At 57.4% G+C, this 23,951-nt stretch carries 19 protein-coding genes and 1 pseudogene; 9 read left to right on the forward strand and 11 right to left on the reverse strand.

Translation table 11 applies throughout. From position 1 onward, the window contains the following. Nucleotides 1-12: 12 nt before the first annotated feature. Entirely contained in the window at nt 13-2,349 is a 2,337-nt protein-coding gene (locus QEN43_RS16420; protein ID WP_156912663.1) for a DNA translocase FtsK, read from the reverse strand. Between the two features lie 142 nt (nt 2,350-2,491). Between QEN43_RS16420 and trxB the strand changes: the two genes are divergently transcribed. Further along, on the forward strand, nt 2,492-3,451 hold the full coding sequence (trxB, locus tag QEN43_RS16425) for a thioredoxin-disulfide reductase (protein ID WP_026609421.1): 960 nt from the start codon (nt 2,492-2,494) through the stop codon (nt 3,449-3,451). Between the two features lie 105 nt (nt 3,452-3,556). Beyond that, on the forward strand, nt 3,557-3,727 hold the full coding sequence (locus QEN43_RS16430; RefSeq protein ID WP_026609422.1) for a rubredoxin: 171 nt from the start codon (nt 3,557-3,559) through the stop codon (nt 3,725-3,727). Between the two features lie 348 nt (nt 3,728-4,075). Here the strand turns inward: QEN43_RS16430 and QEN43_RS16435 are convergent, their stop codons facing one another. Beyond that, nucleotides 4,076-5,752, reverse strand: a complete 1,677-nt coding sequence (locus QEN43_RS16435; protein ID WP_051331468.1) for a GTPase — start codon at nt 5,750-5,752, stop codon at nt 4,076-4,078. A gap of 3 nt (nt 5,753-5,755) precedes the next feature. Next, nucleotides 5,756-7,618 (reverse strand): GTPase domain-containing protein, encoded by a 1,863-nt coding sequence (locus tag QEN43_RS16440; RefSeq protein ID WP_084161683.1) that lies wholly within the window; start codon nt 7,616-7,618, stop codon nt 5,756-5,758. A 924-nt stretch (nt 7,619-8,542) separates the two neighbouring features. Between QEN43_RS16440 and QEN43_RS16445 the strand changes: the two genes are divergently transcribed. Both QEN43_RS16445 and QEN43_RS16450 read left to right on the forward strand, forming a co-directional pair. Further along, a complete protein-coding gene (locus QEN43_RS16445; RefSeq protein WP_026609424.1) occupies nt 8,543-8,794 on the forward strand; it encodes a GlsB/YeaQ/YmgE family stress response membrane protein in 252 nt (83 codons plus the stop codon). 231 nt (nt 8,795-9,025) lie between these two features. Continuing rightward, nucleotides 9,026-9,601, forward strand: a complete 576-nt coding sequence (locus QEN43_RS16450) for a hypothetical protein (RefSeq protein WP_156912664.1) — start codon at nt 9,026-9,028, stop codon at nt 9,599-9,601. A 264-nt stretch (nt 9,602-9,865) separates the two neighbouring features. Here QEN43_RS16450 and QEN43_RS16455 read toward each other — a convergent pair whose 3' ends face one another. From QEN43_RS16455 to QEN43_RS16470, 4 genes are all read right to left on the reverse strand, one after another. Then, nucleotides 9,866-12,223 (reverse strand): hypothetical protein, encoded by a 2,358-nt coding sequence (locus QEN43_RS16455; protein ID WP_026609426.1) that lies wholly within the window; start codon nt 12,221-12,223, stop codon nt 9,866-9,868. A 209-nt stretch (nt 12,224-12,432) separates the two neighbouring features. Continuing rightward, a complete protein-coding gene (locus tag QEN43_RS16460) occupies nt 12,433-13,857 on the reverse strand; it encodes an amino acid permease (RefSeq protein WP_026609427.1) in 1,425 nt (474 codons plus the stop codon). A 559-nt stretch (nt 13,858-14,416) separates the two neighbouring features. Beyond that, the gene (locus tag QEN43_RS16465) at nt 14,417-14,866 is read right to left on the reverse strand and encodes an SRPBCC family protein (protein WP_026609428.1); all 450 of its coding nucleotides are present in this window, start codon (nt 14,864-14,866) and stop codon (nt 14,417-14,419) included. 432 nt (nt 14,867-15,298) lie between these two features. Then, nucleotides 15,299-16,264: an IS481 family transposase gene (locus QEN43_RS16470; protein WP_317963407.1), complete on the reverse strand. Its 966-nt coding sequence runs from the start codon at nt 16,262-16,264 to the stop codon at nt 15,299-15,301. A 236-nt stretch (nt 16,265-16,500) separates the two neighbouring features. Between QEN43_RS16470 and QEN43_RS16475 the strand changes: the two genes are divergently transcribed. The 5 genes and pseudogenes from QEN43_RS16475 to QEN43_RS16495 all read left to right on the forward strand — a co-directional run bounded on the left by QEN43_RS16475 (nt 16,501) and on the right by QEN43_RS16495 (nt 19,943). Beyond that, nucleotides 16,501-16,716 (forward strand): hypothetical protein, encoded by a 216-nt coding sequence (locus QEN43_RS16475; RefSeq protein WP_317963408.1) that lies wholly within the window; start codon nt 16,501-16,503, stop codon nt 16,714-16,716. A 75-nt stretch (nt 16,717-16,791) separates the two neighbouring features. Then, nucleotides 16,792-17,322 (forward strand): helix-turn-helix domain-containing protein, encoded by a 531-nt coding sequence (locus QEN43_RS16480; RefSeq protein ID WP_317963409.1) that lies wholly within the window; start codon nt 16,792-16,794, stop codon nt 17,320-17,322. Then, on the forward strand, nt 17,246-17,719 hold the full coding sequence (locus tag QEN43_RS16485; protein ID WP_084161864.1) for a transposase family protein: 474 nt from the start codon (nt 17,246-17,248) through the stop codon (nt 17,717-17,719). Before QEN43_RS16480 ends, QEN43_RS16485 begins: the two co-directional genes overlap by 77 nt. A 482-nt stretch (nt 17,720-18,201) precedes the next feature. After that, nucleotides 18,202-19,161 (forward strand): annotated as a pseudogene (locus QEN43_RS16490) (IS481 family transposase); the annotation flags it as partial. A gap of 338 nt (nt 19,162-19,499) precedes the next feature. Next, nucleotides 19,500-19,943, forward strand: coding sequence for a UPF0158 family protein (locus tag QEN43_RS16495; RefSeq protein WP_317963410.1), 444 nt, complete (start codon nt 19,500-19,502; stop codon nt 19,941-19,943). Between the two features lie 143 nt (nt 19,944-20,086). Here QEN43_RS16495 and QEN43_RS16500 read toward each other — a convergent pair whose 3' ends face one another. The 4 genes from QEN43_RS16500 to QEN43_RS16515 form a co-directional block, all read right to left on the reverse strand. Continuing rightward, nucleotides 20,087-20,365, reverse strand: coding sequence for a hypothetical protein (locus tag QEN43_RS16500; RefSeq protein WP_026609431.1), 279 nt, complete (start codon nt 20,363-20,365; stop codon nt 20,087-20,089). Between the two features lie 110 nt (nt 20,366-20,475). Next, nucleotides 20,476-21,585, reverse strand: coding sequence for a CgeB family protein (locus QEN43_RS16505; protein WP_317963411.1), 1,110 nt, complete (start codon nt 21,583-21,585; stop codon nt 20,476-20,478). Between the two features lie 2 nt (nt 21,586-21,587). Continuing rightward, a complete protein-coding gene (locus QEN43_RS16510; protein ID WP_317963412.1) occupies nt 21,588-22,763 on the reverse strand; it encodes a CgeB family protein in 1,176 nt (391 codons plus the stop codon). A 9-nt stretch (nt 22,764-22,772) separates the two neighbouring features. Continuing rightward, complete coding sequence (locus QEN43_RS16515) at nt 22,773-23,909, reverse strand: CgeB family protein (protein ID WP_051331470.1); 1,137 nt, start codon at nt 23,907-23,909, stop codon at nt 22,773-22,775. Nucleotides 23,910-23,951 lie beyond the last annotated feature (42 nt).

Below are 23,951 nucleotides of genomic sequence, written 5' to 3' on the forward strand. Positions count from 1 at the left end.
TCGGCCATGTGCTCAGACATCCGGCGGTGGTGGAGCCAGGACCTCGCGGCTTCCATTCGATTCGGCGGGGCCGACAATGCCCGCTCTCTCCATGTCCTCGATCATCCGCGCCGCGCGGTTATAGCCCACCTTGAACCGGCGCTGCACGCTGGAGATAGAAGCCTTGCGCGATTCCGTGACGAAGCGGACGGCTTCATCGTAGAGAGGATCCAGATCTTCCCCGTCTCCGCCGCCGGACGATTTACCGCCGGAAAAATCGCCGCTGTCCTCGGAGAAGCGTGTGATCTCGTCGATGTATTCGGCGCGCCCCGTTTTCTTCAGGAATTCGACCACGTTGTGCACTTCCTGGTCGGAGACGAAGGCGCCGTGCGCCCGCATCGGCAGCCCCGTGCCTGGCGGGAGGAAGAGCATGTCGCCGTTGCCTAGCAATGTTTCTGCCCCGCCTTGATCGATAATGGTTCGCGAGTCAATGCGCGACGAGACCTGGAAAGCGATACGGGTCGGGATATTGGCCTTGATCAAACCGGTAAGGACATCCACCGACGGCCGCTGGGTGGCCAGAATCAAATGCAGGCCGGCGGCGCGCGCCTTTTGGGCGAGGCGAGCGATCAGTTCCTCCACCTTCTTGCCCACGATCATCATCATATCCGCCAACTCGTCGATGACGATGACGATATAGGGCAGGGGGGCGAGGGTAGGGGGCTCTTCGCCTTCCAAAGCTTGTTCGGCGGACCAGGTGGGATCGAGAATCGGCTCGCCGGCTTCGATGGCCTCGCTGACCTTCTGATTGAAACCTGCCAGATTGCGGACACCCATCATGGACATCAGCTTGTAGCGCCGCTCCATTTCCGCTACGCACCAGCGCAGGGCGTTGGCGGCTTCCTTCATGTCGGTCACGACCGGGGTCAAGAGATGGGGAATGCCTTCGTATACGGACAGTTCCAGCATCTTGGGGTCGATCATGATCAGGCGGACCTCGTCGGGTCGGGCCTTGTACAATATGCTGAGGATCATGACGTTGATGGCGACCGACTTGCCGGAACCGGTGGTGCCGGCGACCAGGAGGTGAGGCATGCGGGCTAGATTGGCCACTACCGGCTGGCCGCCGATGTCCTTGCCGAGCACTAGGGTCAAGGGCGATGTGGATTGCTGGTAAGGCTCAGACGAAAGCACCGAATGGAGCAATACGGTTTCGCGTTCCTCGTTAGGGATTTCGAGACCGATGACCGACTTGCCGGGAATGATTTCCACCACTCGCACGCTGGTGACGGACAAGGCACGCGCCAGGTCCTTCGCCAGTCCGCTGATGCGGCTCACTTTGACACCGGCCGCCGGTTGAATTTCGAACCGCGTGATGACGGGGCCAGGGTGTACCTCGGTGACCTCGACCTCTACGCCGAAATCCGCGAGAATGGACTCGACCATTTGAGACATTTCCTCCAATGCCGCATCGGAGTAGCCCTTGATCTTCGGCGCGACACTGTTGAGGAGATCGAGGGGCGGTAGTTCGCCCTCGTTGGGCAGAAGTGTCTTGGTCGAGGTCGTAGCCCTGTGGAACCGTAGCGGTCCCCTAGGTTCCTTGGCGTCCTTGATTTCCGGTGCTTGGGATTTGCGTTTGACTGTGGGTTCGATCCGCTTGGGCTTGATTTTCTCCCGCGGCGGGTCGATCCGTGCTTGGCTTTCCTGATTGTTTGGCTCCCCTCGGGATGCTCCGCCGAGCGCCTGGAAAGCGGCGAACAAGCCGTTGGCGATCATCAATCCGCCTTTTCCCACCGCGTCCAGCAAACCCAGCCAGGAAAGGCTGGTGTAGAGCGAAACCCCGGCCAGGAAAAATGAAACGAGCAGTACCGTCGCACCGGTCGTGCCGAAGGCTCCGATCAATAGCCCGGCCGCTTCCTGGCCCAGGATTCCGCCGGCGGTTTCCGGAAGGGGAAAAGGCACGCGCAACAGATGAATATCGGCCAACGCGGAGCCCGACGCCATCGCGGCTCCGAAACCGAACCAGCGCAACAGATAATTCACGGCACCGTAGGGTTCTTTCGACGCGGGGCCTTTGTAGACGGCGTAACCGTAGCCTGACAGCAGGAACGGAAACAAAAAAGCCGGAAGCCCGAACAGGGAAAGGGCAAAATCTGCAAGCCAGGCTCCGACCGCGCCGCCGCCATTGGCGATAGGGCGTCCCGTGCCAGTGTGAGTCCAGCCCGGATCGCTCGCGTCGAAAGTCATCAAGGAGATCAGGAAAAACAATGAAATGGCCAGGTAAATCAAAAAGGCTGCCTCGCGCAGCCCTCTGACCAATACCGAGCCCAGATCCTGACCGATCGTGAGCTTTTTGTGAAATTGCGACAAAATTCTCACCAAATCAAAGAAATAAATAACCGCGGTATTGTTCAAAATCAGCGTGATTTAATCAAGAGCCGGGCTTTACGCCCGAAAAACTTGTCGTCATACTTGGAATTTTGTTGTTGCGATAAACCGAACCGAGGAGCCTATGACGGACCAAAAACATTGCCGGTTATTGATCCTGGGATCGGGTCCGGCCGGATATACCGCCGCCATCTATGCGGCACGGGCCAATTTAAAGCCGGTCCTCATCACCGGCATTCAGATGGGTGGGCAATTGACCACAACCACCGAGGTGGACAACTGGCCCGGCGATCCCGAAGGACTGCTCGGCCCGGATCTCATGGAACGTATGCGCCGTCACGCCGAGCGTTTCGATACGGAGATCGTTTTCGATCATATTCACACCGCCGATCTGTCGTCCAGGCCCTTCCGGCTGACCGGCGATTCCGGCGTATACACTTGTGATGCTCTGATCATCGCGACGGGTGCGTCCGCTCGCTACCTGGGACTGCCCTCCGAGGAGGCGTTCAAAGGCAGGGGGGTATCGGCGTGCGCGACCTGCGACGGATTCTTCTATCGCAACAAGCCCGTGGCAGTCGTCGGGGGCGGGAATACGGCGGTGGAGGAAGCCCTTTATCTCGCCAACATCGCGTCCCACGTCACCGTCGTGCATCGACGCGACAAGTTCCGGTCCGAGAAGATCCTTGCCGACAGACTGCTACAACGCGCACGGTCCGGGAACGTGACCATCGAATGGAACCACGTGGTGGATGAAGTTCTCGGCGACGATTCCGGCGTTACCGGACTGCGCATCAAGAGCGTGACGGACGGCTCGACCAAGGACTTGCAGGTGGACGGCGTTTTCATCGCCATCGGGCATACGCCCAACACCGAGATTTTCGCCGGCCAATTGGATATGCGCGATGGTTACATCATCGTGAAAAGCGGATTGGAAGGAAACGCAACGGCGACCAGCGTGCCCGGCGTCTTCGCCGCGGGCGACGTGGCCGATCCCATTTACCGACAAGCCGTGACCTCGGCGGGATCGGGGTGTATGGCGGCGCTGGATGCTGAGAAATACCTGGACGATATCGGAGCCGGCTGAGCGCCGCATCGTCTTGTTCTAAAGATGCCGGATGGGCGAGGCACTCATGCCGGCTTGGGGGACACTTTCACTTTTCATAAGAATAACTAGAGGAGCCGTTACCCTATGTCCCAATATCGAAAGTTCATTTGTTCCGCTTGCGGTTATGTCTACGATGAGGAGCTAGGCGACCCCGATTCCGGCATAGCCCCGGGCACGCGATGGGAAGACATTCCGGACGACTGGGTGTGCCCGGAATGCGGCGTGGACAAGAGTTACTTTGATGTCATGGAGTAATCGGGGAACACCAACAGATTCGTCCGCAATTGGTTAAAACCACGGATGGTAGGAGTAAGGTGGCGATTAGGTCAGGAATTCTTTACCAGCACAACTCGCCGGTAAACATGGCGTAGTGTCGGCAAGGGAAGGTCGACCTACGATCGTGGCGTGTAGTCTCGAATCCCTACGCGGTGTCGCGTAGCCCGCTTTGGGGAGATGTCCAAGACGGTTCGTGCGTCATTTCCAAGTGCACGGATTGCCGTTCGACGCACATTCCTTGCCAGCACCTTCTGAGCCCTGTTCAATTCCAAAGCGCTTTCATTGGCGCATTCTTAAAATGCCGCGCCGCCGAACCATAAAAAAAAGCTAGCCCGTGGTTTTCTGACGAATGCGGGCGGATGCCGGGAGGACCCGTTCCAGCAATTTCGAGCCCTGAACGGCGGGCGTTTCGGTTGGTGCCGAAAGGTTGGCGATGCGACGGCCCTCTTCGACCAGGATCTGTCGTTCTTTCTCCATCTCCCGGAGTTGCTCCACCACGCGGTCGCCGCTCAGATCCAAGCCTAACGCGATGCCGTCCCGAAGGCCTTTGATCGCCGTTCGTTCGGCTGAGGGTTTCAGTTTTCGATAAAGGAAATAGGGGAGCAGCCAGGATAGGACGATGAGCAAGGCGCTGTGTATGGCGAAATCGGTGCCCAGATAGCCTAGGTGATAAAGCGCGCTTTCGTAATAGCCTTTGACGACTTGATAGGACACCCAGCCGATGGCGATCAGAGGCAGGAGGACCGACAAGAAGCCGGAAAGTTTCAGGAAAAAGCGCTGCAACGCGTTTCCCGGATTGGCCAGGGCCAGCCGCAGCGATCGCTGTCCTTCCGCGAGAACGGTGCGGCCTACGCCGTTCCCCACCGCATCCAGTCTCGCTTTGAGCGGGATCACGGCGAGTCCCCGTTCGCCGGCTTCGACGATCAGGCGATCTTGCGCATCTTGATACCGGCTCTCGGCCCACTCATCCCATAAGATCGATTCCGGTCGCGCTTTTTCGGATCGTGGTTTCTCGTCGGGCGTCTTGGTCAAGTCGATACGCCGGCGCAGCACGCTGGCCTCGTGAGTCACGAAGGCGCGGGCGACCTCCTGGATCGGCCATTCCAACCCTTTCATCAAATCCTCACGGGTTTCCCTCCAGATGCCGGACCAGTTGGGTTCGAGTCCGGTGTAGCCGTCGCGGTTGCCGAGCTTTTCGAGGCAATCGTTCAAAGCCTTCCGCAGCGCATCCAGGCGCAGGGCTTCCGCTCGCAGTTCCAGTTGATGGATGACGTGGCGGTCAGCCATATCCTGGAGTATGGCCTGTAAAGTCTCGAAATCATCAAGCTTGCGTTCACCTTCGATTTCACGGCTGTCGGTGCGGAGCAAAATGGGATTTCTGAATCCCGCCTTGGCCAGGAGTTTGGCGAAATCCTCGACCTGGGCGGGATGGCCGCGATCCCACTGGTTCATCACGAACAGCCAGGCATGTTCACCGCCGTGTGCCTGCAGCAAGCGCCAGCCTTTGTCGTCGCGATAGCGTTCGGGGCTGACCACGTAAATCAAGACGTCGATGTGGGGCAGCCAATCCAGCACGAGCTGACGATTGCTCAGTTCGGTGCTGTCGATGTCGGGCATGTCGATCCAGAGGACTTGTCTGCGTCGGTCGTCGTGGTGATAGGCGATACGCACCCGGTCGGTAGGGAAGTCTTTCGGAAGATGTTGGATCTTCACCGAATCGTGGAGATAGAGGGATACCTCGCGAGATGTCGGGCGTTCGACGCCAGTTCGGGCGATGGACTGGCCGGCGAGCCGGTTCAGCAGGGTACTCTTGCCGACGCCCGTGCCGCCGAAAAAGGCCGCGACCAGGGGACGGTGTGTTCCGGACTCGAACAAAGCTGCCGGCGTCCGGACCTCCATTTCGTACAGGGACTGGACGTCTCCCGACGTCAGCCACCCCCCGGATTGGGCTTTTTCCGCCCAGCTTCTTGCGGTCGAAAGTAGCTGTTCGAAAGTTATTTGCATGGTTTAATCCAGTTGCGCCTCGGCCGAGTCGATAGCCTCGCGGGGAATGTTGAACTGTCGGGAGGTGTCCATTTGTTCCGGCAGACTGTTCAAATAGGTATGAACAGTCTTGTTGAACAATTCTTCCACGGCTTTGAACTGTTGCTGCTTGAGCTCGGCTGCCGCTTTGTTCATGTAACGCCCCAAGGCGCTCTCGGTCAGCATGGTGGTGAGGGAGAGCATGGCCGGTGCGATGATGAAATCCTGCACACCGATGCCGCCCGTATGCAGGGCTACCGCTAGGGCTGCTGCATCGGTGGTGACGCGTGTTGCCCTGAGGCTGTTCAGAACCGCCGGATGTTCCCGCAGCCGATCGTACAGTCCGTGCGCTGTTTTTTCGATCTGCGGCTGGAAGGCTCGCAGGTATTGGTCGACGGCCACGGCATAACGGTTGGCTAGAACCGGTCTGGCGCTTCGGAGCAATTCCGCCAGCTCCTTCCACCAGGCTTGCCGGAAGGGTTCCTCTTCCCGTTTTAAGAGTATGGTCTCGCTGAGACGGATGAACAGATGTTCAGCTGCCTGGTGCAAGATCGCCGCTTCGCCGCTGACACTTTGTTGGCGGCGACCACCTACGGCTCGGCCGAGTTTGACGATCTGTCGAACCGGCCAGGTGACGATCTTGCGTGCAGTGAGCAGCGTACCAGCGAGGCCGGGAATCTCGAGCAGGGTCAAGAGTTCCGCTAGCGCCCTCTGAAACGTTTCGTAATGGTGCGGGTGATTGAGATAGTCCCGCTTGTAGATGTTCAAGCTGTCGCGCACGGCCTCGTCGACCAGGTTGCGCCACTCGGCCTTCAGGTTGTGCTCGGCTTTGACCGGCACCAGCCAGTCGCGCCAGTGAATTTGGACGAAGCGCTTGGCGCTTTTCGCGTGTTGCTTGCGGTGAACTCCGCGGATCGCCCGATCTACGGCGTTGAGGAGCTGTGCGCGCTCGCTGTGCAACAGGGCAAAATCATCCGCTTGGATATTTTCTAAATATGGAACGGTGATGATGGGAGGCGGCGGATCCCGTCTGGCATTTCGCCATTTCTCCTGCAGCGACTCCGCCAAAGTCTGGTAAGACGCTTTCTCGATCTTGTTCAAGCAGATCACGGTGGGTTGAGACAGCGGTTCCAACAGGCCGATCAACTCCCAAACCGACAAGTCGGCGTACTTGTCCTTGCTCAAGATCAGCAATACCACGTCCGCTAGGGCGGCTACGCGAAGCACGGCCTGCCGGTACTCATCGGCATCGACGGAATCGAAATCCGGAGTATCCCAAAGTACGGTACCGCTCAAGGGGTGCCGCGCATCGGTCGTCGTTTCAACGAGCGCAAAGCAGTCATAACGGTCCGACGGTAAGGCATCCCGAGGGCAGCGCTGATAGTGACGGAAATACCCGTCGATCCATTCCACACGGTCGGGAGAGAGATTGATGTAAAAGCCTTGCGGATGAACGGTAAAACCGGCCAGAGGACTGACCTCAGCGAGTTTTTTTTCGAGCAACCAATTGATGACCGAGCTTTTTCCGGCCTGGGTGGGGCCGAGAACGGCGACCTGCAGCGGATGATGCTCTTTCGTTTGAATCAACTCGCTTTTTTCCAGCACTGCCTCGCCGAAGCTGATTGATTGCAGATTTCGCCGCAGTTCGAGAAAGCGTCCCTCATCGTCCGGCGGGATATGCTTCAAAACACTTTCGTAACTGTGCTTCAAGCGGCGGATAAAGGAAAGCATGGTCGGGGTCGCTGGCGAGCCATCCAGATTGCTGAAAGGAAGATTGTACACGATGGCGTTTCGCACGCGCGGGTCCTGAGATTGGATGACCGGACCTTTCCGATTGCTGAAAGACATAGATTGTGCCTGGACGTTCTCATTTTAGACAGTGAAGACCCTGCATTCCCGCACTTTATTGTTGGACGGGGAATTCGGCGAGAGTTCAGCCTCTGTAGTGGAGATGAGCGCTCTAAATATGCGATTTTACACGTATATTCGCAGCCGTTCCGACATTGGTCGAGCTACATCGTTTAGACTCCGCAAAGTTGGGGACACAATGTGCGAAAACAGGCAAGGATGAAGTATGGGGGAGTGTTTGGTACCGACTATCGGTTGGGTAGGGTATGTGTGGGGCGCGCGGCATATGGCCGACGATATAACACGCTGTGGTGGAATAGGGGACTTTCTTGCGGGTACGAATAAATCGCCCCTGAAGAGCCTGTTCAAGAACAATTCGGTACTGTTTAAATCCTGCTGCGCCATGGCTGTAAACCCAAAGACGCACAGGCTTCCGTGAATCACGTCGCGGGCACGAAAGGACAAAGACAATTGCCGAAGTTAAGGGGCGGGCAATGGCTCTACCGGGACGTTCTTCCTTTTCAGGAGAGATCCGAGCGATCGCTTGGACGGAACCAACCCCCTGACAGAATTGCCAAATTTTAGGAAGCTCTGATTCAGTCCTCTTCCCTTGGGGCAAATTGCAGGGCGAGGCACTACGCGACGACCGGGTGGCTGGAAATGGGCTGTCCCGGATTCGCGGGTAAAGCGGGACAGCGCAGCGAGGCCGATCGGCACGCAGGCGCCGCAAGCGGTTTCGCATAGGATGCGCGGCGTGTTCAGTTGAGGCCTTTAGGGTTAATTAGTTACACAGGTTGCTTCTTCGAATCGGAAACCCGATCAGAGCTTCCTCGAGAGGATCATCCTTATCCGGAAACCGATATCATGGGGACAGCAGTGTCGCCGATGGTCTCGGTCCGGTCATCGTAACAGGGAGATGTCGATATGTTGCTTTGGATTATTTTCGGCGGGATTGCCGGCTGGGTCGCCAGTCTGATTGTCGGACGAGGGGATCAGATGGGCATTTTGGCCAATATCGTAGTCGGTATCATCGGCGCATTTATCGGAGGTTGGATCGCCGATCGTTTGGGATTCGGAGGAAAGCCGGGTGTCGAGCGTCCGACAACTTTGGTAAGCTTCGCTACGGCCGTGTTTGGCGCCGTGATTTTGTTGGTGATTTTGAACGCCTTGTTTTAGATCGGTCTCCGAATCGCCATAATCGCGCAATTTCCGACTAGGGCGGGCCCGTTCGTCCGCCGCGGGTTATTTTGACGGCAGCGATTCCGACGATGAGCGTTGGCGTTCGAGAGTAACGCCGGCGTGAGTCACGTCCGGGAATCGCGACAAGGTTCCAGGGCTGAATGAACACCAAAGCGTATGCCCCTTATCGATGGGCGGACTCGTACAGTCTTTTCGCGGGGGATGATGGTGAACAATTGGACAAAGAAGGCTCTTGGGGGAATTCTCGTCGCATGGACGTTTTCCGGACCGGTCCTGGCTCAGAATTTAGGTTCGGGACCGGCCGAGGACGAGCCCGAAGAAACGAAACCGGTTGCCCTACATGATGTCGAGCTCGAATTCAGCGAGGATCAGCGGGCGCTGCTAAAAGAACTGAGAGCCTGGCTGCATCAGCGCAAGCTCGAAAGAGCGCGATCCGCGGTATACCGTTCCGGGGACATGGATGACGCGGGCCGGCTCGATTCCGATGCCGTGTACCGATACGTGCGTCCGCCTCGACTCCTGCATGATGCACGCAATTGGCAAGCCAGACCGCAACCGCGGCTGCGTGTCGGCAAGATACCGGACGAACGGATTCGCGACACCTACGGAGTTGGCGGTCTGAAACCCGAGGAATCCCGACGGCAGACTCTAGGTTTAGGCTCCGGCGCCGAACATCAAGCCCCGGTTCTCCGTTCCTCGACGCCGGCCGAGACCAAGGCTAAAAGTCGCGTCAGACTGGTCTGGACGACCGATCTGGCGCGCCACAAACCTGATTCACGCTAGACCGCAGTAGATTAAGATCCCGGCATCATTTCCGTCGCTGTGGAGGGAGTATGCACTAATCGAAAACACATCACCTCGCAGTGCTCACACCCTCTGCAATAAAACGGTCGCTTCGGGAAGGGGCCCCCGGCGCTTCCAGCCAGGTCGTTTGCGATCGGAGCGCCGAAGCGATCTTATCCATCGAGCGATCGCCAACCCAGTCCACCCGGGTAAGTGAATATCCGCAGCCTCCCCAGGCTCGCAACTTCGGAACACGAACCTTCGCTATCTGGGCCCGACGAACGGTGGTCGTCCGAACTGAACATAGCGCATGTTGGCGGTACAACCCACGGTGGCGCAGGTGCCGCTGGGCACGCCCGGCGGCAGAGGGTTGAGGATCACGTCGTAGCCCAGGGTGGCGAATTGATCGTCGGTTCCGGGAATGAGTCGGGCAGAGAAGTAGTCGCCGAAGCGGGTAATCTGGGTGGCGTCGCTCGATGTCACCGGGTAGAGCACAAAGTCGTCCTTGAAGCCCACGGAGATCTGGGGATACCCCAAAGTACCGCCGCCCACCGCCACCACGATGGCGATGTCCGGCCTCACCAGACCCCGGCCGCTGCCCAGGGCAGCAACTGCGAAAGCATAATTGTTATTCCAGATATCGTATTCGCTGGAAACCCGGTAGCCGTTGTCGCCGGACGGAGTGAGAGTCTCTAGCCGAACATAGGCTTGGGGCCGGCCGCCGCCGGCGTTTGTGCCCGCAGTGAAAGCAAACACATACTCCGGCCGGGACGATACGCCGAGACCCGGGATGACGCTGCGGTAAGTCGCGCCGCTGATATTGCCGGGGAAAGACACTGCGACCCAGTCGCTGCCGTCGGGAGCGGTCGAGGTGTAGCTCGCGCCCTGCTGAATCTGGCTGATGCCCACGGTGCTGGGGGAGGGGATGGAATCCTCCCCGTCCATCCAGGTGAACACCCGCAGGGTGCTTGAATTGTCGAGGGAACCTACTACCATGCGGCCGGGCGCGTTCTGGACGAAGTGGGTCTTGTTGAGGCCGTTGGACCCCGTCAGTTCGGCGAAACGGTAATTCACGGCGGTCGCCGCGGGGTTAGCCATGTCGGCCAGCGACAATCGGGGCACGATGCGCCGTCCGGTGTAGACTTGGCCGGGGGTGGAGAATCCGTGGTCGACGCCTACGTACAGAAAGGTGTCGGACCAGGCTAGATCGGGGTAGTCCAGCCATTCGTTATTGTTGATGCCGAGTCCGTCGGAAACGCCGGCCACGTTGGTGCCGGTGAGATCGACGTAGGTCCACGCATTCCAGAAGTCGTTCCTGATGGCGGCAGGGGTTGCCCAGGCAATGCGAAGCCGGTTGGGCGAGGTGATCACGTTGGGGGTTACCGCGGTGTTCACTACCGGCTGGTACTGGAGCAGCCAGACGAACAGGTTTTGATTTCGCAGGTACACCACCACTTGGTCGCAGCATAGGCCACCGTCGTCTTGCGGGAAGAAGGAGGTGCGGGCGGGATTGCCCGGCTGCGGACTGAAGAGATTTACGTCGGTGAGTTTCGCTCCGCCATCAGTGGAATAGCTGATGCCCGTATTGTAGGTGGCGAGTACCACGCCATTGGGCGCATCGGCGGCCACGTTGGGATCCGGCGGTACGCCGGCGCTGCGCATGCTGGTATTGCGCGGGATCCGAACCGCTGCTCCGCCTTGGCTGGTGCCGAGGTCGGTGGCAACGATGTTGTTGGGATTGATGGGCGCGGGCAGGAGGCGCGGCGGCCCCAAGGGCACGAAGATGGGCGATTCGGCGTTGGGACCGAAAGTGGCCGGCGGCGGAGCGGGCGGGTAGACGGCCTCGCTGGGTTTCTGCACTGTGGCTTGGCCCGACCGACTCTCAAAAGGTCCGGGTGGCGCAACGTTCGGAGCGATCGTGCGGCTTTCGACGAAGGTTTCGGGAAACGAGCCGCACCCGTATTCGCCCTTCACGACCAACTCGTTCTCGCTCCCATCGACCGGCATCTTCAGTAAGCTGTCGAACCGGGCGTCCTTTCCTGCCTCCAGGATGCCAAGGGAAATGGGCAGAGTGGCGGGGCCGGCGTAGCTGCCGTTGCTTACGGTGATCTCGGTCACTTGTACAGTGCAGGCGCTCTCATCTCCGGTATTGCGCAGCAGAATCTGGGCGCTGGCAGTTTCCTCGTCGTCCCAGGCAGAGACCGCCACGTCCTCGACGACGATATTGGCAGGCAGGAAAGATACCGAGTCCGACCCAGCCAGAGCCTGCGCGGTGCCGACGAAGAACACGAAGAGAACGAAGGCTAGCCGTTCGAAAAGGCGAAGCCCGGAATCGGATTGTCTGTTGCCTCTTGGGAACCCGACTCGGGCTCCACATTGACAGTACTGTACCGGGGATTGAAAAGCGCGGCGGCGGTGCCCGCCTTTTTTCGCCTGGTCGCGACTGATGATATTCGCCGTTGGAGTTCGACCTTCGAATCTTGTCCCTGCCTCCGGGCGGAGATGGATATCATCGAACCGGTGATCGAACCGATAGGAAGGACTGAAAGCTCGTCCCAATCGGGATTGAGTAAACGCCTTGCTTTTGGTTCCCTTCGCTTCCGTGACGTCTTGCGTCGCCATGACATCCTCTGGCTCGATAGCCCAACAGCATCTTAAGTAACTGAGGGACTACGACTCGGACCGAAAGTTCAATCGCCGACCGGCCGCCCGGAAAAGCCCGTCGCTAAGTACCGGACCTCATGCGGCAGCCAGTTGGGAAAGAGGGATGCGGGCCGGGTCGGCGTCGGGAATTAGGCGGTGTTATTTGTCAGAAAGACATGAGCTTTCGTCTATACCTCGTTCGTTTGGGCTTCTTCCGTCTTCGCGAGCTTGCTGTGGCGCACCGAGTATAGGAAATAGACGATTAGCCCAATGCCTAGCCAGATCGTGAAACGGTACCAGGTGGTAGCTGGTAGAAAGACCATCAGCGCACCGCAGCAGAGAGCGCCCAGTGTCGGGAGTACCGGATTGGCGGGTGCCTTGAAGGGCCGGTGCATGTCGGGTTCGGTGATGCGGAGGATGATCACGCCGACACAGACCAGCACGAATGCGAACAGTGTACCTATGTTGACCAATTCGGCGAGTTCGCTGAGCGGCACGAAACCAGCCACGGACGCAATCAGAAATCCGCACAATATGATGACTCTCACCGGAGTTTGGGTTTTCGGATTCACGGTCGAAAACCACGGTGACAGGAGACCGTCACGCGACATCGCAAAGATGATGCGGGTCAGCGCGTAATAAAGCACCAGCATGACCGTGGTTAGCCCGGTAATGACGCCGGTCGCGACCAGTGCCGATGCCCAGTTCAGCCCTAGGAGCTGGAGCGCATGGGCTACCGGAGACGACACGTTGAGTTCCGTATAGGGGACGACCGCCGTCAGCAGTCCCGCCACCACGATATAGATCAGCGTGCAGAAAACCAGTGCCGCGACGATGCCTATAGGTACGTCTTTTTTTGGATTGCGCGCCTCCTCGGTAGCCGTGGAAACGGCATCGAATCCGACATAAGCGAAGAACACGATGGACGCGGCCGCGAAAATGCCGATCGGCTTGCCATCGGTGGTGTGATCGAACCAGCCGAAAGGCATGAAGGGATGCCAATTTGCGGGATTGATGTTGAACATCGCGACCGAGACGAACACGGCTATGGTCATCACCTTGATGAAGACCATGATCGAGTTAAGCCGGGCGCTTTCCTTGACGCCGATGATCAGCAGGATCATCAGAACCATCACGATGCCCGCCGCCGGGAGATTGATGATGCCGCCCAATTCTGGCGCGCGGGTTAGATAATCGGGAAGCGGCAAGCCGATAGCCGTTAGAGCGTTGTTGAAATAGCCGGACCAACCGTTCGCCACGGCTGCCACCGAGAGCCCGTATTCCAGGATCAGGTCCCAGCCGATGATCCAGGCCGCCAATTCGCCGAACGCGGCATAGCTGTATCCATAGGCGCTGCCACACCCGCCCACGCTCGAAGCCAGCTCGGCGTAGGACAGCGCGGCGAATGCGCAGGCAAAGCCCGCAATCACGAAGGAGATGATCACCGCCGGTCCTGCCTGAGTTGCCGCCGCGATGCCGGTCAACACGAAGATGCCGGTGCCAATGATGGCTCCGATTCCGAGGAGGGTCAGATCCATCGCGCTGAGACAGCGTCTTAGTCCACTCTCCTGAAAATCGTCCGCAGTGGTTTTCTTGGTTCGTAAAATCTGCATGTTCGAGTTCTCGCACGCTGGTTTTATTCGGGAAATTATGCCTGATAAACCCGGTTGGCGACGATTACACTGAATGTTTGTTTATACGAAAAAGTTCGAGCGGAAGGACGGTACCGTCGATTCGAAAGAGCTCTGAATACGACGAGTCCGGCGATGCTTTGACCAAACCTGCCCCGAGCCGAGGCGAAGGGTCTGTCCTGAGTTCGGCCGAAGGCCTTGATCGGAGCATTCGTAATGGCGTTGGGAGGACGGGGACTTCTTACCGATACGTTTGGCGGCGCTTGGACCGGTCGGCAGTCTTTTGCCGAAGAGCGTATCCGTTCTCCGAGGGAAAGCGTGCCGTTGCTTGCGTTCGCCCTCCCCAAGCGCCTTGTGCAGCTGATCGGGTAAGACGACTCTGGGAGGGCGGCGTGAAAGAAGGCGAAATCGACGGGAAGGAGAGTTGGCCTGCTTAGACTTGGCTCCTTCGCGTTTCAGAGGGAAGGCGGTGATTCCTTAGGACCGTAATTACGACGCGGTATGCCATCGTCTTTCGAGGAGTCCCGCCGAAATCGCAGGCTCAATGGAGTTCTCCCCGCCAGGCGCCAGTTTCGTGTCCGCGCGACTCAATGAAATCCCTGAAGTTCTGCAGGTCTTTTTCCACATTGGACGACACCATCCCGAGCATGGCCCCGACCTTTTCCATCGCAGTTTCAGGTTGATATTCGATGTCGACGCTGACGCGGGTACGGTCGGTGGCAATCGGCTCGAACGTCACCACGCCCTGATTCTCCGATCCCGCCATGCTGCGCCACGCGATGCGTTGATCCGGTATTTGCTCGACGATTTCGGTGTCCCATTCCTTGTGCTTACCGGCGATCTCGGCGTGCCAATGAACATGGCTATCATCGATCTGGCGAACCTCAACGAGGTTTTCCATAAAATTTGGAAAATCTTCAAACTGCGTCCATTGGTTGTAGGCAACCTTTACCGGTACGTTGACTTCGATGGATTTGTGCAGCGTAGCCATCGCATACTCCTTGAATCTAGTCTATTTGGTTGTCCGGAATGCACCGGCCGAACCGGTACATGGAGCCTATGAGTCCTTGCCGACAGATGCTTGAAGCGCCACCGGCGCCGTTTGATCACCAATCGGCTCAGAAATTAGACACCGGGCGATTGACACGGTTCGAAAGGAATTTGGACGCCAGGCGACATCCGTCTGGACAGAATTCTTTTGTTTCTGACGCCGGTACCGTCTTGCTGCAAAGCTGCGTCCGGAACGACTTTGGATTTGAGAGTAAAAACGGACGTGGTTATTTGCTGCGGCGCATTAGCTAGAGTGTATTTTTGAAGCGTCTTTGAACTTGCGAGTTTGTGTTTCTTGAAAACCCAAAGGCTGCTGGAGCCGAACCAATATACGAAATTGCGGCATTTTCGGATGTTACCAAATATTCAGCGCTTATCTGTCAAGTCCCGCAAGATCGTAAACCTTCTTTCGAAAAAGATGAGGATGGGACAGTTGCCAGTTTTTGAGAGCCTGGATCGGGGTGAGATGGCGTAAGGCCTTTTGGGGAATGTGATGATTGTACAGCTCGACATAGCGGTGCAGGGTGGTGTCCAGATCGGCGGTTGAATCGAAGTGATGGGTTTGCAACACCTCCTCGATGCGGCCATTGAAGCGTTCCACCAGGCCATTCGTTTGGGGCCGGCCCGGCGGAATCAGGCGATGTTCGATGCCTTGTTCAGTACAGAGGCGGTCAAACTCATGCGTCCCCGAGGGCTGCCGAGTTCGGGTCAGGAAACGGTCGGTAAACTCCGAGCCGTTGTCGGTCAGGCATTTCTGGATGCGGAAAGGCGCGGCCTGAATCACCGCTTTGAGGAAGTCCTTTGCGCTTAAGGCGGTGCGGTTGGGCTTGAGGGCGACATAGACCCAGCGGGTGGCGCGGTCGATGGCGACGAACAGGTATCGGCGGGGTTCGCCGTCGATGGCGGGCAAGTACTTAACATCCAGGTGAAGGAAGCCGGGCTCATAGGCCTTGAAGGGTTTGACCTTCGCCTTCTCTGTAGGCGGAAGCAGGGTCTTGAGGGACGCCACCCCGTGGCGGCGCAGGCAGCGGTCTAGCCCGGAACGGGACACGGCGGGATTGAGAAATTCCCGGGTCACGGCCAGGAGATCATCCAAGGGGAGGAGCAGAGCTTGGCGGAGGTAGACCACGATGGCTTCCTGGGCGGGCGTGAGCGTGGTTCTGAGGGTGTGGGGCCGGTGTGAGGCATCTTCGACCGAGGAGCGGTGTTTCCACTTGCGGACGGTCGTTCGGCTAATGCCATGCTTTTGGGCCAAGGCGCGCTCGCTCAACGTGGACGCTTGAATGGCCTGCCGAACGGCCGGGGTGGTACGGGCGTTCTTATGAAGACGAATCTGCATGGAGAGAAACCTCACTTGGACGAACCGAATATCTCCTGGAGAAGGCTCCGGGCTTCGAACAGAGCATAACTCCTTCTCGGTAAATAATCACACGAGACGCGACACTTATCGACCGAGTTGCAAGAGAAACGGGCGTAGAGGCGCGGCTTATCCGCGCTATTATGTATATGGAAACTACTCACGGTTATTACGACGCGTCATTACGCCTGATTAGCTAGAATAAGGCGATTCTTCCGATGAGTATCAATGTGGAATACTGGGGCAGTGCATTTAGTGATCGGAAGTCTTTAGCTGATCTGTACAATAACATCAAAGCTGATGCTAAAATTCTCAAACGGATAATTTCAAATCTGCCTGTCGGATCATCAGTCCGTCAGATAGCGACCCTTTACAACAATATTAATGCGCATTACGTCAGCAACTACGGCGCTCGCGTTGAAGAAATATATTAGAGTTGTACCTGATGCTAATGCATGGTATTGATAGCCCACTTGTTTCTCAAACAAATCCGAATATAAAAACCTTCCGTGATCTACGACAAATTTAGCCAAATAACCGATGACCGTATCGTGGCATCGTTGATTGGAATGCCCAAGGCGAAGTTCACAGCCCTCGTCAAAGTATTCGAGTCGGCCGCTCTCGCCATCGATCGAGAGCGTGTCGAAAAGGGCGAGATAAAACACGTCAAACAGGGCGGCCCTAAAGGTTATCTTGATTCTTACGAGAAAAAGCTGTTTTTCGTTTTGTACTATTTGAAAACCTATCCCACTTTTGACGTTCTGGGCTTTCATTTCGGTTTTAGTGGCGGACATGCCCATGCCCATATCGACCGGTTGCTGCCGGTTTTAGTGCGAGCGTTGACAAGCCTCAACGTCATGCCGGAGCGCACACTAACAACCCCAGAAGAATTCTCTCAACTCATTGATCAATATAAGAACATAGTGATCGATGGCGTAGAGGTCGCTTGCGTTCGACCCCAAGATGAAACTGAACAGGAAAAGCATTACAGCGGAAAAAAAAAGACATACGCTCAAATCCCTCGTAATCTCCGACTTTAATCGAAGGATATTGTTTTTGTGCTGCATTGTGGCAGGCAGCGTACATGACTACACACTCATGAAAGACGTCTTCACACCGGGTTCAGCGTGGTTCGAGAAGGTCAATTTATGGCTTGACTTAGGATTTCTGGGCGCGGACAAAGATTATCAAAGTACCCAAATATATCTACCCCACAAGAAACCCAGAAAATCCAAGAAAAACCCTAATCCGACATTGACGCCTGAGCAGAAGAAACAGAACAGAAAACAAGCCGCCACGCGGGTCATCGTTGAGCATGCCATCGGTGGCATGAAGTTCTTCCACTGCTTGATGCATCGGATTAGAAATCATCTGGGTCACTTCGTGGATTATTTTTTCTCACTTTCCGCCGGTCTTTGGAACTACAAAATCTGTTGATTTACAATTGTTTAGCATCAGAAACAACTCTATTCCACGCAGCCTTGGCTAAAAGGCAGCAAGAAATGAAGAATATATGCGTACAACTCGTAGCGGTCTCGCTTGCCTTCGGAACGGCTAGTGGATTTGCCTTCCTGTGGCTGGGTATAACTCACAACGCTCAGTCCAAGTTCTACTTGCCTACCGGTGACCTTGATTATATCTACTGTATTAAATTATTCGCTTCGTGCTTTATTATCGGTGTATTTGCGGGAGGAGGGATATTTGTGGTTTGTAGGATGCTATTACGCCTTTTTGCACGGGAAGATCGGAATACATTAAGAAAGCGTTCAAATGGGTTTCCCTGCTGCGCAGGAGAATTTTAGGTTAGCCGTTATATGTCGCGTCTCGTGTGATTATTTACCGAGAAGGAGTTATGCTTGGTTCGAAGCCCGGAGCCTTCTCCAGGAGATATTCGGTTCGTCCAAGTGAGGTTTCTCTCCATGCCGATTCGTCTTCATAAGAACGCCCGTACCACCCCGGCCGTTCGGCAGGCCATTCAAGCGTCCACGTTGAGCGAGCGCGCCTTGGCCCAAAAGCATGGCATTAGCCGAACGACCGTCCGCAAGTGGAAACACCGCTCCTCGGTCGAAGATGCCTCACACCGGCCCCACACCCTCAGAACCACGCTCACGCCCGCCCAGGAAGCCATCGTGGTCTACCTCCGCCAAGCTCTGCTCCTCCCCTTGGATGATCTCCTGGCCGTGACCCGGGAATTTCTCAATCCCGCCGTGTCCCGTTCCGGGCTAGACCGCTGCCTGCGCCGCCACGGGGTGGCGTCCCTCAAGACCCTGCTTCCGCCTACAGAGAAGGCGAAGGTCAAACCCTTCAAGGCCTATGAGCCCGGCTTCCTTCACCTGGATGTTAAGTACTTGCCCGCCATCGACGGCGAACCCCGCCGATACCTGTTCGTCGCCATCGACCGCGCCACCCGCTGGGTCTATGTCGCCCTCAAGCCCAACCGCTCCGCCTTAAGCGCAAAGGACTTCCTCAAAGCGGTGATTCAGGCCGCGCCTTTCCGCATCCAGAAATGCCTGACCGACAACGGCTCGGAGTTTACCGACCGTTTCCTGACCCGAACTCGGCAGCCCTCGGGGACGCATGAGTTTGACCGCCTCTGTACTGAACAAGGCATCGAACATCGCCTGATTCCGCCGGGCCGGCCCCAAACGAATGGCCTGGTGGAACGCTTCAATGGCCGCATCGAGGAGGTGTTGCAAACCCATCACTTCGATTCAACCGCCGATCTGGACACCACCCTGCACCGCTATGTCGAGCTGTACAATCATCACATTCCCCAAAAGGCCTTACGCCATCTCACCCCGATCCAGGCTCTCAAAAACTGGCAACTGTCCCATCCTCATCTTTTTCGAAAGAAGGTTTACGATCTTGCGGGACTTGACAGAAACTACTTGTCGCCTGAATATAATCTACAGTGCAGTTGGCTAAAGCGGGAGAATTCTCGACTTGGCTGCTGACTGGTACGGCGGCGATTCTTGGCGCAGTAGTCGCCAACATTGATCCCATAGCAAAAGTGATGGATGCGAGCAACTTTCGGTGGGAACCTGCACTACTCGTAGGCTCGACGTGTGCGGGGCGGTTGTTTGCCGGTTGTGCCTCATGTTAAGGACGAGCGTGTAGCTCTCGACAAAACAATACGAGGCCAATTCGTTCAGACACTCTGGCTACCCGATAGATTGGAATTCGCACTAAGCGCCGATGATTCAGAAGGTGGGGGCAAGTGTCCAAAGCAAAACTCAGCTATTCCGAACTCCTTGATGCCTTCGAATTCGTGAGCGCCAGCGCGCCCATGGACAACAGGGCTTTCATTGATCGGGGAAACGGAAAGATTCACTACTTGGCATCCGAGCTCGACTTCGAAGAAAAGATTCCAGACGATCTCGAATCATCGAACAGATACGTCGAGGTTCCTCACAAGTATGATCTGGACTTGGGACGTAACTTTATATTGTCATTCATACAGCAAGAACTCCCCGACGAATACGAAACCGTTTCCGAATTCTTTCGAAGGAAAGGCGCTTACCGCCGCTTCAAAGATTTCTTGGACAGCCGAAACCAACTCGAACGTTGGTACGAATACCAATCCCGCGAGACTGAAAAGGCGTTGCGCCTTTGGTGCGACGAAAACGGCCTCGAGCTCATCGATGATTCATCTACGCCCTGAGTTCTCGGTCGCTCGGGCGGTCTGCCGGTTACGCTCGCAGGTTTTCGCCGCCGTATCCGCTTCGGTTCGATCGGGAATTCCAACTCCGCGTAGTGCGACTGGCGAGAGAGGAGCGTATTTTCTTCCGTCTCGCGAGGCGGCCATCAATCGCGCCGGACGAGTTTGAAGAAACGGCTCACTTCTCCGCTCTGTGTCCTTTCTTGATATAAAAACGCCAGTTTCTGCTCCTCGAATTTGTCGAAGAACGCCTCCCAGGAGATCCGCTCCAGCGTTTCGCCGCCTTCGGTGAAACCGATGCGCAGGATGCCGGCTTCGTCGCCCTTGGCGGCAGTGCCTTTCACGGTGGCGGGCCAGCCTCCCCGTTCTTCCACCCAGCGGCGAATCTCGTCGTGATTCGTCGTTTTTTTCGATTCGTGCGACATAACGACACCTCCATGGTCGTTGGTAATGCGCCGTTCGCGGCGAAAACATTTTTTAGTGCGGTGTAAGGGGCCATAGGCAGCCGGTTCGCTACACCCTAGTAAAAAACGTTCTAGCCGTAGCTATGGATGATGCGAGGTCTAGGGCATCCCCCGCGTGCTCTGCGCACGTGGTTTTCCAGCTCTATCGCGCGATGGATCGACGTGTGCGCGGCAAGCACCCTGGCGCGCGCCCGTTCGCCAATTCGGGTCCGTTCGGTTTCCGACAGCTCGTGCAGATAACGCAGAACATCTTCGGCGCGTTCCGCCACTAGAATTTCCTCGCCGATCTTGAAGAAGCTATTGAGGCCCTGCCAGTAATCGGAAATGACCGGCGTCCCGCAGGCGGCGGCCTCGAACAGTCTCACGCTAGGCGAATAACCGGCACGTATCATTTCATGGCGGGTGACGTTCAGAGTGAACCGCTGCGAGGTGTAAAAACGCCGGTGAGCGGCGGGCGGCAAGTGGTCGATACGGTGAACGTTCGGGGGCCAGGCTATGCTCTCCGGATATTGCGGCCCGGCTACAGCAAAACGGCCTTTTTCCCACTGGCGCGCGGGTTTCAGCAGCAGTTCCTGAACCGCCGGCTGCCGATCCTCGCTGTAAGTGCCCATGTAACCGAGGTCATATTCGATGGGGCCGAAGTCGGAGGAATGCAAATCCGGATCAACCGAGCAGTAGAGCGGCTCCACCCTTTGCGCACGGTACGAACGTTTGAGCCAGGACAGTAGCGGACCGCCGGTAAACGAGAGATAGAGCTCGTATCGGGGGATCAGATCCGGGTGCAGGTATTCGTAGTCGCCATGCACCAGTTTCGCCAGCGTGACCGGCGTATCGATGTCGTAGAACGCGGTGACTCCGCGCGCCGTGTCGACCACCCATCTGCCCACCTCGACGCCATCCGGAACGTACGAGCCGACGATAACCAGATCAGCTTGCGCGACCTCGTCGGTGAAGCGGTCCTTCAATTCATCGAGATCGTTGTAGAGGTAGGTTGTACCATAAGGCGGATTTGGGAGATCACGGTTTTTCGCATACCACGGTTGGTCGCGTTCGAGAAATAGGACATTATGGCCGCGCGTACTCAGGCCGTGCACGAGTGCCCGATACGTTGTGGCGTGTCCATTGCCCCAGGATGACGTAATCGAGAGTCCCAGTATGACGATGTTCAATGGCTCGGACATGATTAAGCTCCTGTTTGTGGGTTCAAGGAAATTTCGAGAAGTGCGTTCTCTCCAGCATTAGATCGAAGCGAAGTCGAGTTGCTCGATCTGCCGTCTGACGTTAGACCGTTCAGAATTCGGTGGACCAGCGCCGCCCGGTGCGCGTAGGTGTGTTCCGAGATCACCCGGCGCATAGCGGCAGCACCGATCGCTCGAGCGCGCTGTTCGGAAATCGATTCCAGATGGCGAGCGACATCTTCCCCGGTGTGAGCGACCAGAATCTCCCGGTCCGGTTCCAGAAACCGTTCGATACCCTCCCAGGCGTCGGTAACGATGCAGGCACCGGCACCGGCTGCCTCGAAGATGCGGGTGGCAGGAGAGTGGCCAAACCGCGCCATGCTGCTGCGGTTGATATTGAGGACCATGCGCGAACTGCAGTTGAAGGCGTTGTGATCATGGGCGTACACATGGCCGAGACAGCGGAGGTTGGGGAGCTCCGGCAAATTGCTTTCCCACCCGTTTCCGCCGAGCAGGAAATCGGCTTTCGGTAGTTCGGCTGCGGGCTTGAAGAAGAATTCGTGCACCCGCGCTTCCCGATCCGGGAGACGGTTGCCCAGAAAGGCCAGTGTGGCGGCAAAGCGGGGCTGCGCCGCTACGGGGTAATGGGTCGCCGGGTCCAGCGCGTTGTAGACCGGTACGCAATCGCGCGCGCCCAGCGCGCGGTAGGCGTCTATCACCGGCGGGCCGCCACCGTAGGTCAGGACCAAATCGTAACGGGGGATTAGGGCAAGGAATGGATCGCTCGGGTTGCGTTGAATCCGCTCCAGGGTTGCCGGTGCATCCACGTCCCAAAAGATGACCGTTCGATTCGGTGCCTGAAGACTCAGGATTTCGCGTTCGAGCCAGTCGTCGAACACGCCGACGCCGCTCGCCTTGACCAGGATGTCCGCTTGTCGGGCAGCGTCGAGCGCGGCTGAAACGCCCTGTTCGGTTGCGGGATAAACCACGACCTTTGCCCAGGTCGGGTTGGCGATGTCGCGATGTTGCTGGCGCTCGAAAGCGTCCGGTTCGTAGAAGGTGGTGCGGTACCCCAGCACGCTCAAAGCGCGAATCAGCCCGCGGTAATAAGTGGCTGCGCCGTTCCAGTAGGTCGAGACCAAGCTGGAGCCGAAGAATGCGACGTGGGGTCGATGTTTCATAACCACCTCTCACAGGACAGCGGGCTCTTTCCTCGATTTGCGCTTTGCGGAACGGGACAGACGAAGTTCCCGACAGATGTCGAGCAACTCGTCGACGCGGTGCGCGCAGGTATGCCGTTTCAATATGGCGGCGCGGCCGTGTTCGGCCAGCGTCCGCGCGAAGCTCCGATCGTTGAGGATGGCCGCGATGGCCTCCTCCATTTCACGGCGGGTGTGGGCGACCAGAAAATCCTGTCCCGGCGTGAATAAATGTTCGATGTCGTCCCAAGGGGCACTAACCAAAGGAATGCCGCAGGCCAACGCCTCGAAGGGGCGTATCGTCGGTATTCCGGGCAAAGCCCGGGCATACGGCCGCCGCGGGACATGGACTGTCACCTTGAAGCGGGCGAACACTCGCGGGACTTCGTAATTCGGCAGCCATCCGCCATATTCGATTCCGGCCTCAGACAAGACTTTGAGCGCCCGTTCCGGATAGCGCACACCGTAAACCCGCGCTTGAAGCCCGAGGGTTTTGGCCGGCTCGAACAGGAATTCCTCGAGTTCACGGGTGCGCTCGTCGTCGCCCCAATTGCCGATCCAAACCAAATCGCCTTCCTCGGGCTCGCACGGTATCGGCCGGAAGACCTGGGTGTCGGCTGCTTCGTGCCAGGTCCAGGCGCGCGCGGCCCAGCCGCGGTCCAGGTAGATGTCCCGTAGCACCTTGCCGAATGCCAATACGCCATCGTAGTGTTCGAGGTCGTATCGGGCGATCGACTCCGGATCGGTCACGGCACGATGGTGGGTGTCGTGGAACAACAAGAGATAGTGTCCCGAACGAGCGCGATGGCGCCCGATCTTCTTGACCAGGGCCGGATCGTTCCACTCGTGCACGATGACGACGTCGGCGTCGGCCAGGACGGCTCCGGGATCGAGTTGGTCGACGTCGTAGAACCGGCTGAGCAGGTGTGGATAGGCTTCGAAAAAGCCCCTGAGTGAACCGGGTGGCCTCTCGGCGCGGAGGTTGCGAAGACTCCAACCGTCGGTCGGCTCATACACTTCGACGCAGTGGCCGCGCTGCATCAGCTCGGTGACGATGCCCCGCAAGAAATGAGCATTGCCGTGATTCCAGTCGGAAATCAGAGAGTGATAAAAAAGTACAAACTTCATCCTGGACTTCCACTTGTTAATGTCGAATGGAAGAGCGTGACC

It is taken from the genome of Methylocaldum szegediense, from assembly GCF_949769195.1.
Classification (GTDB): Bacteria; Pseudomonadota; Gammaproteobacteria; order Methylococcales; family Methylococcaceae; genus Methylocaldum; species Methylocaldum szegediense.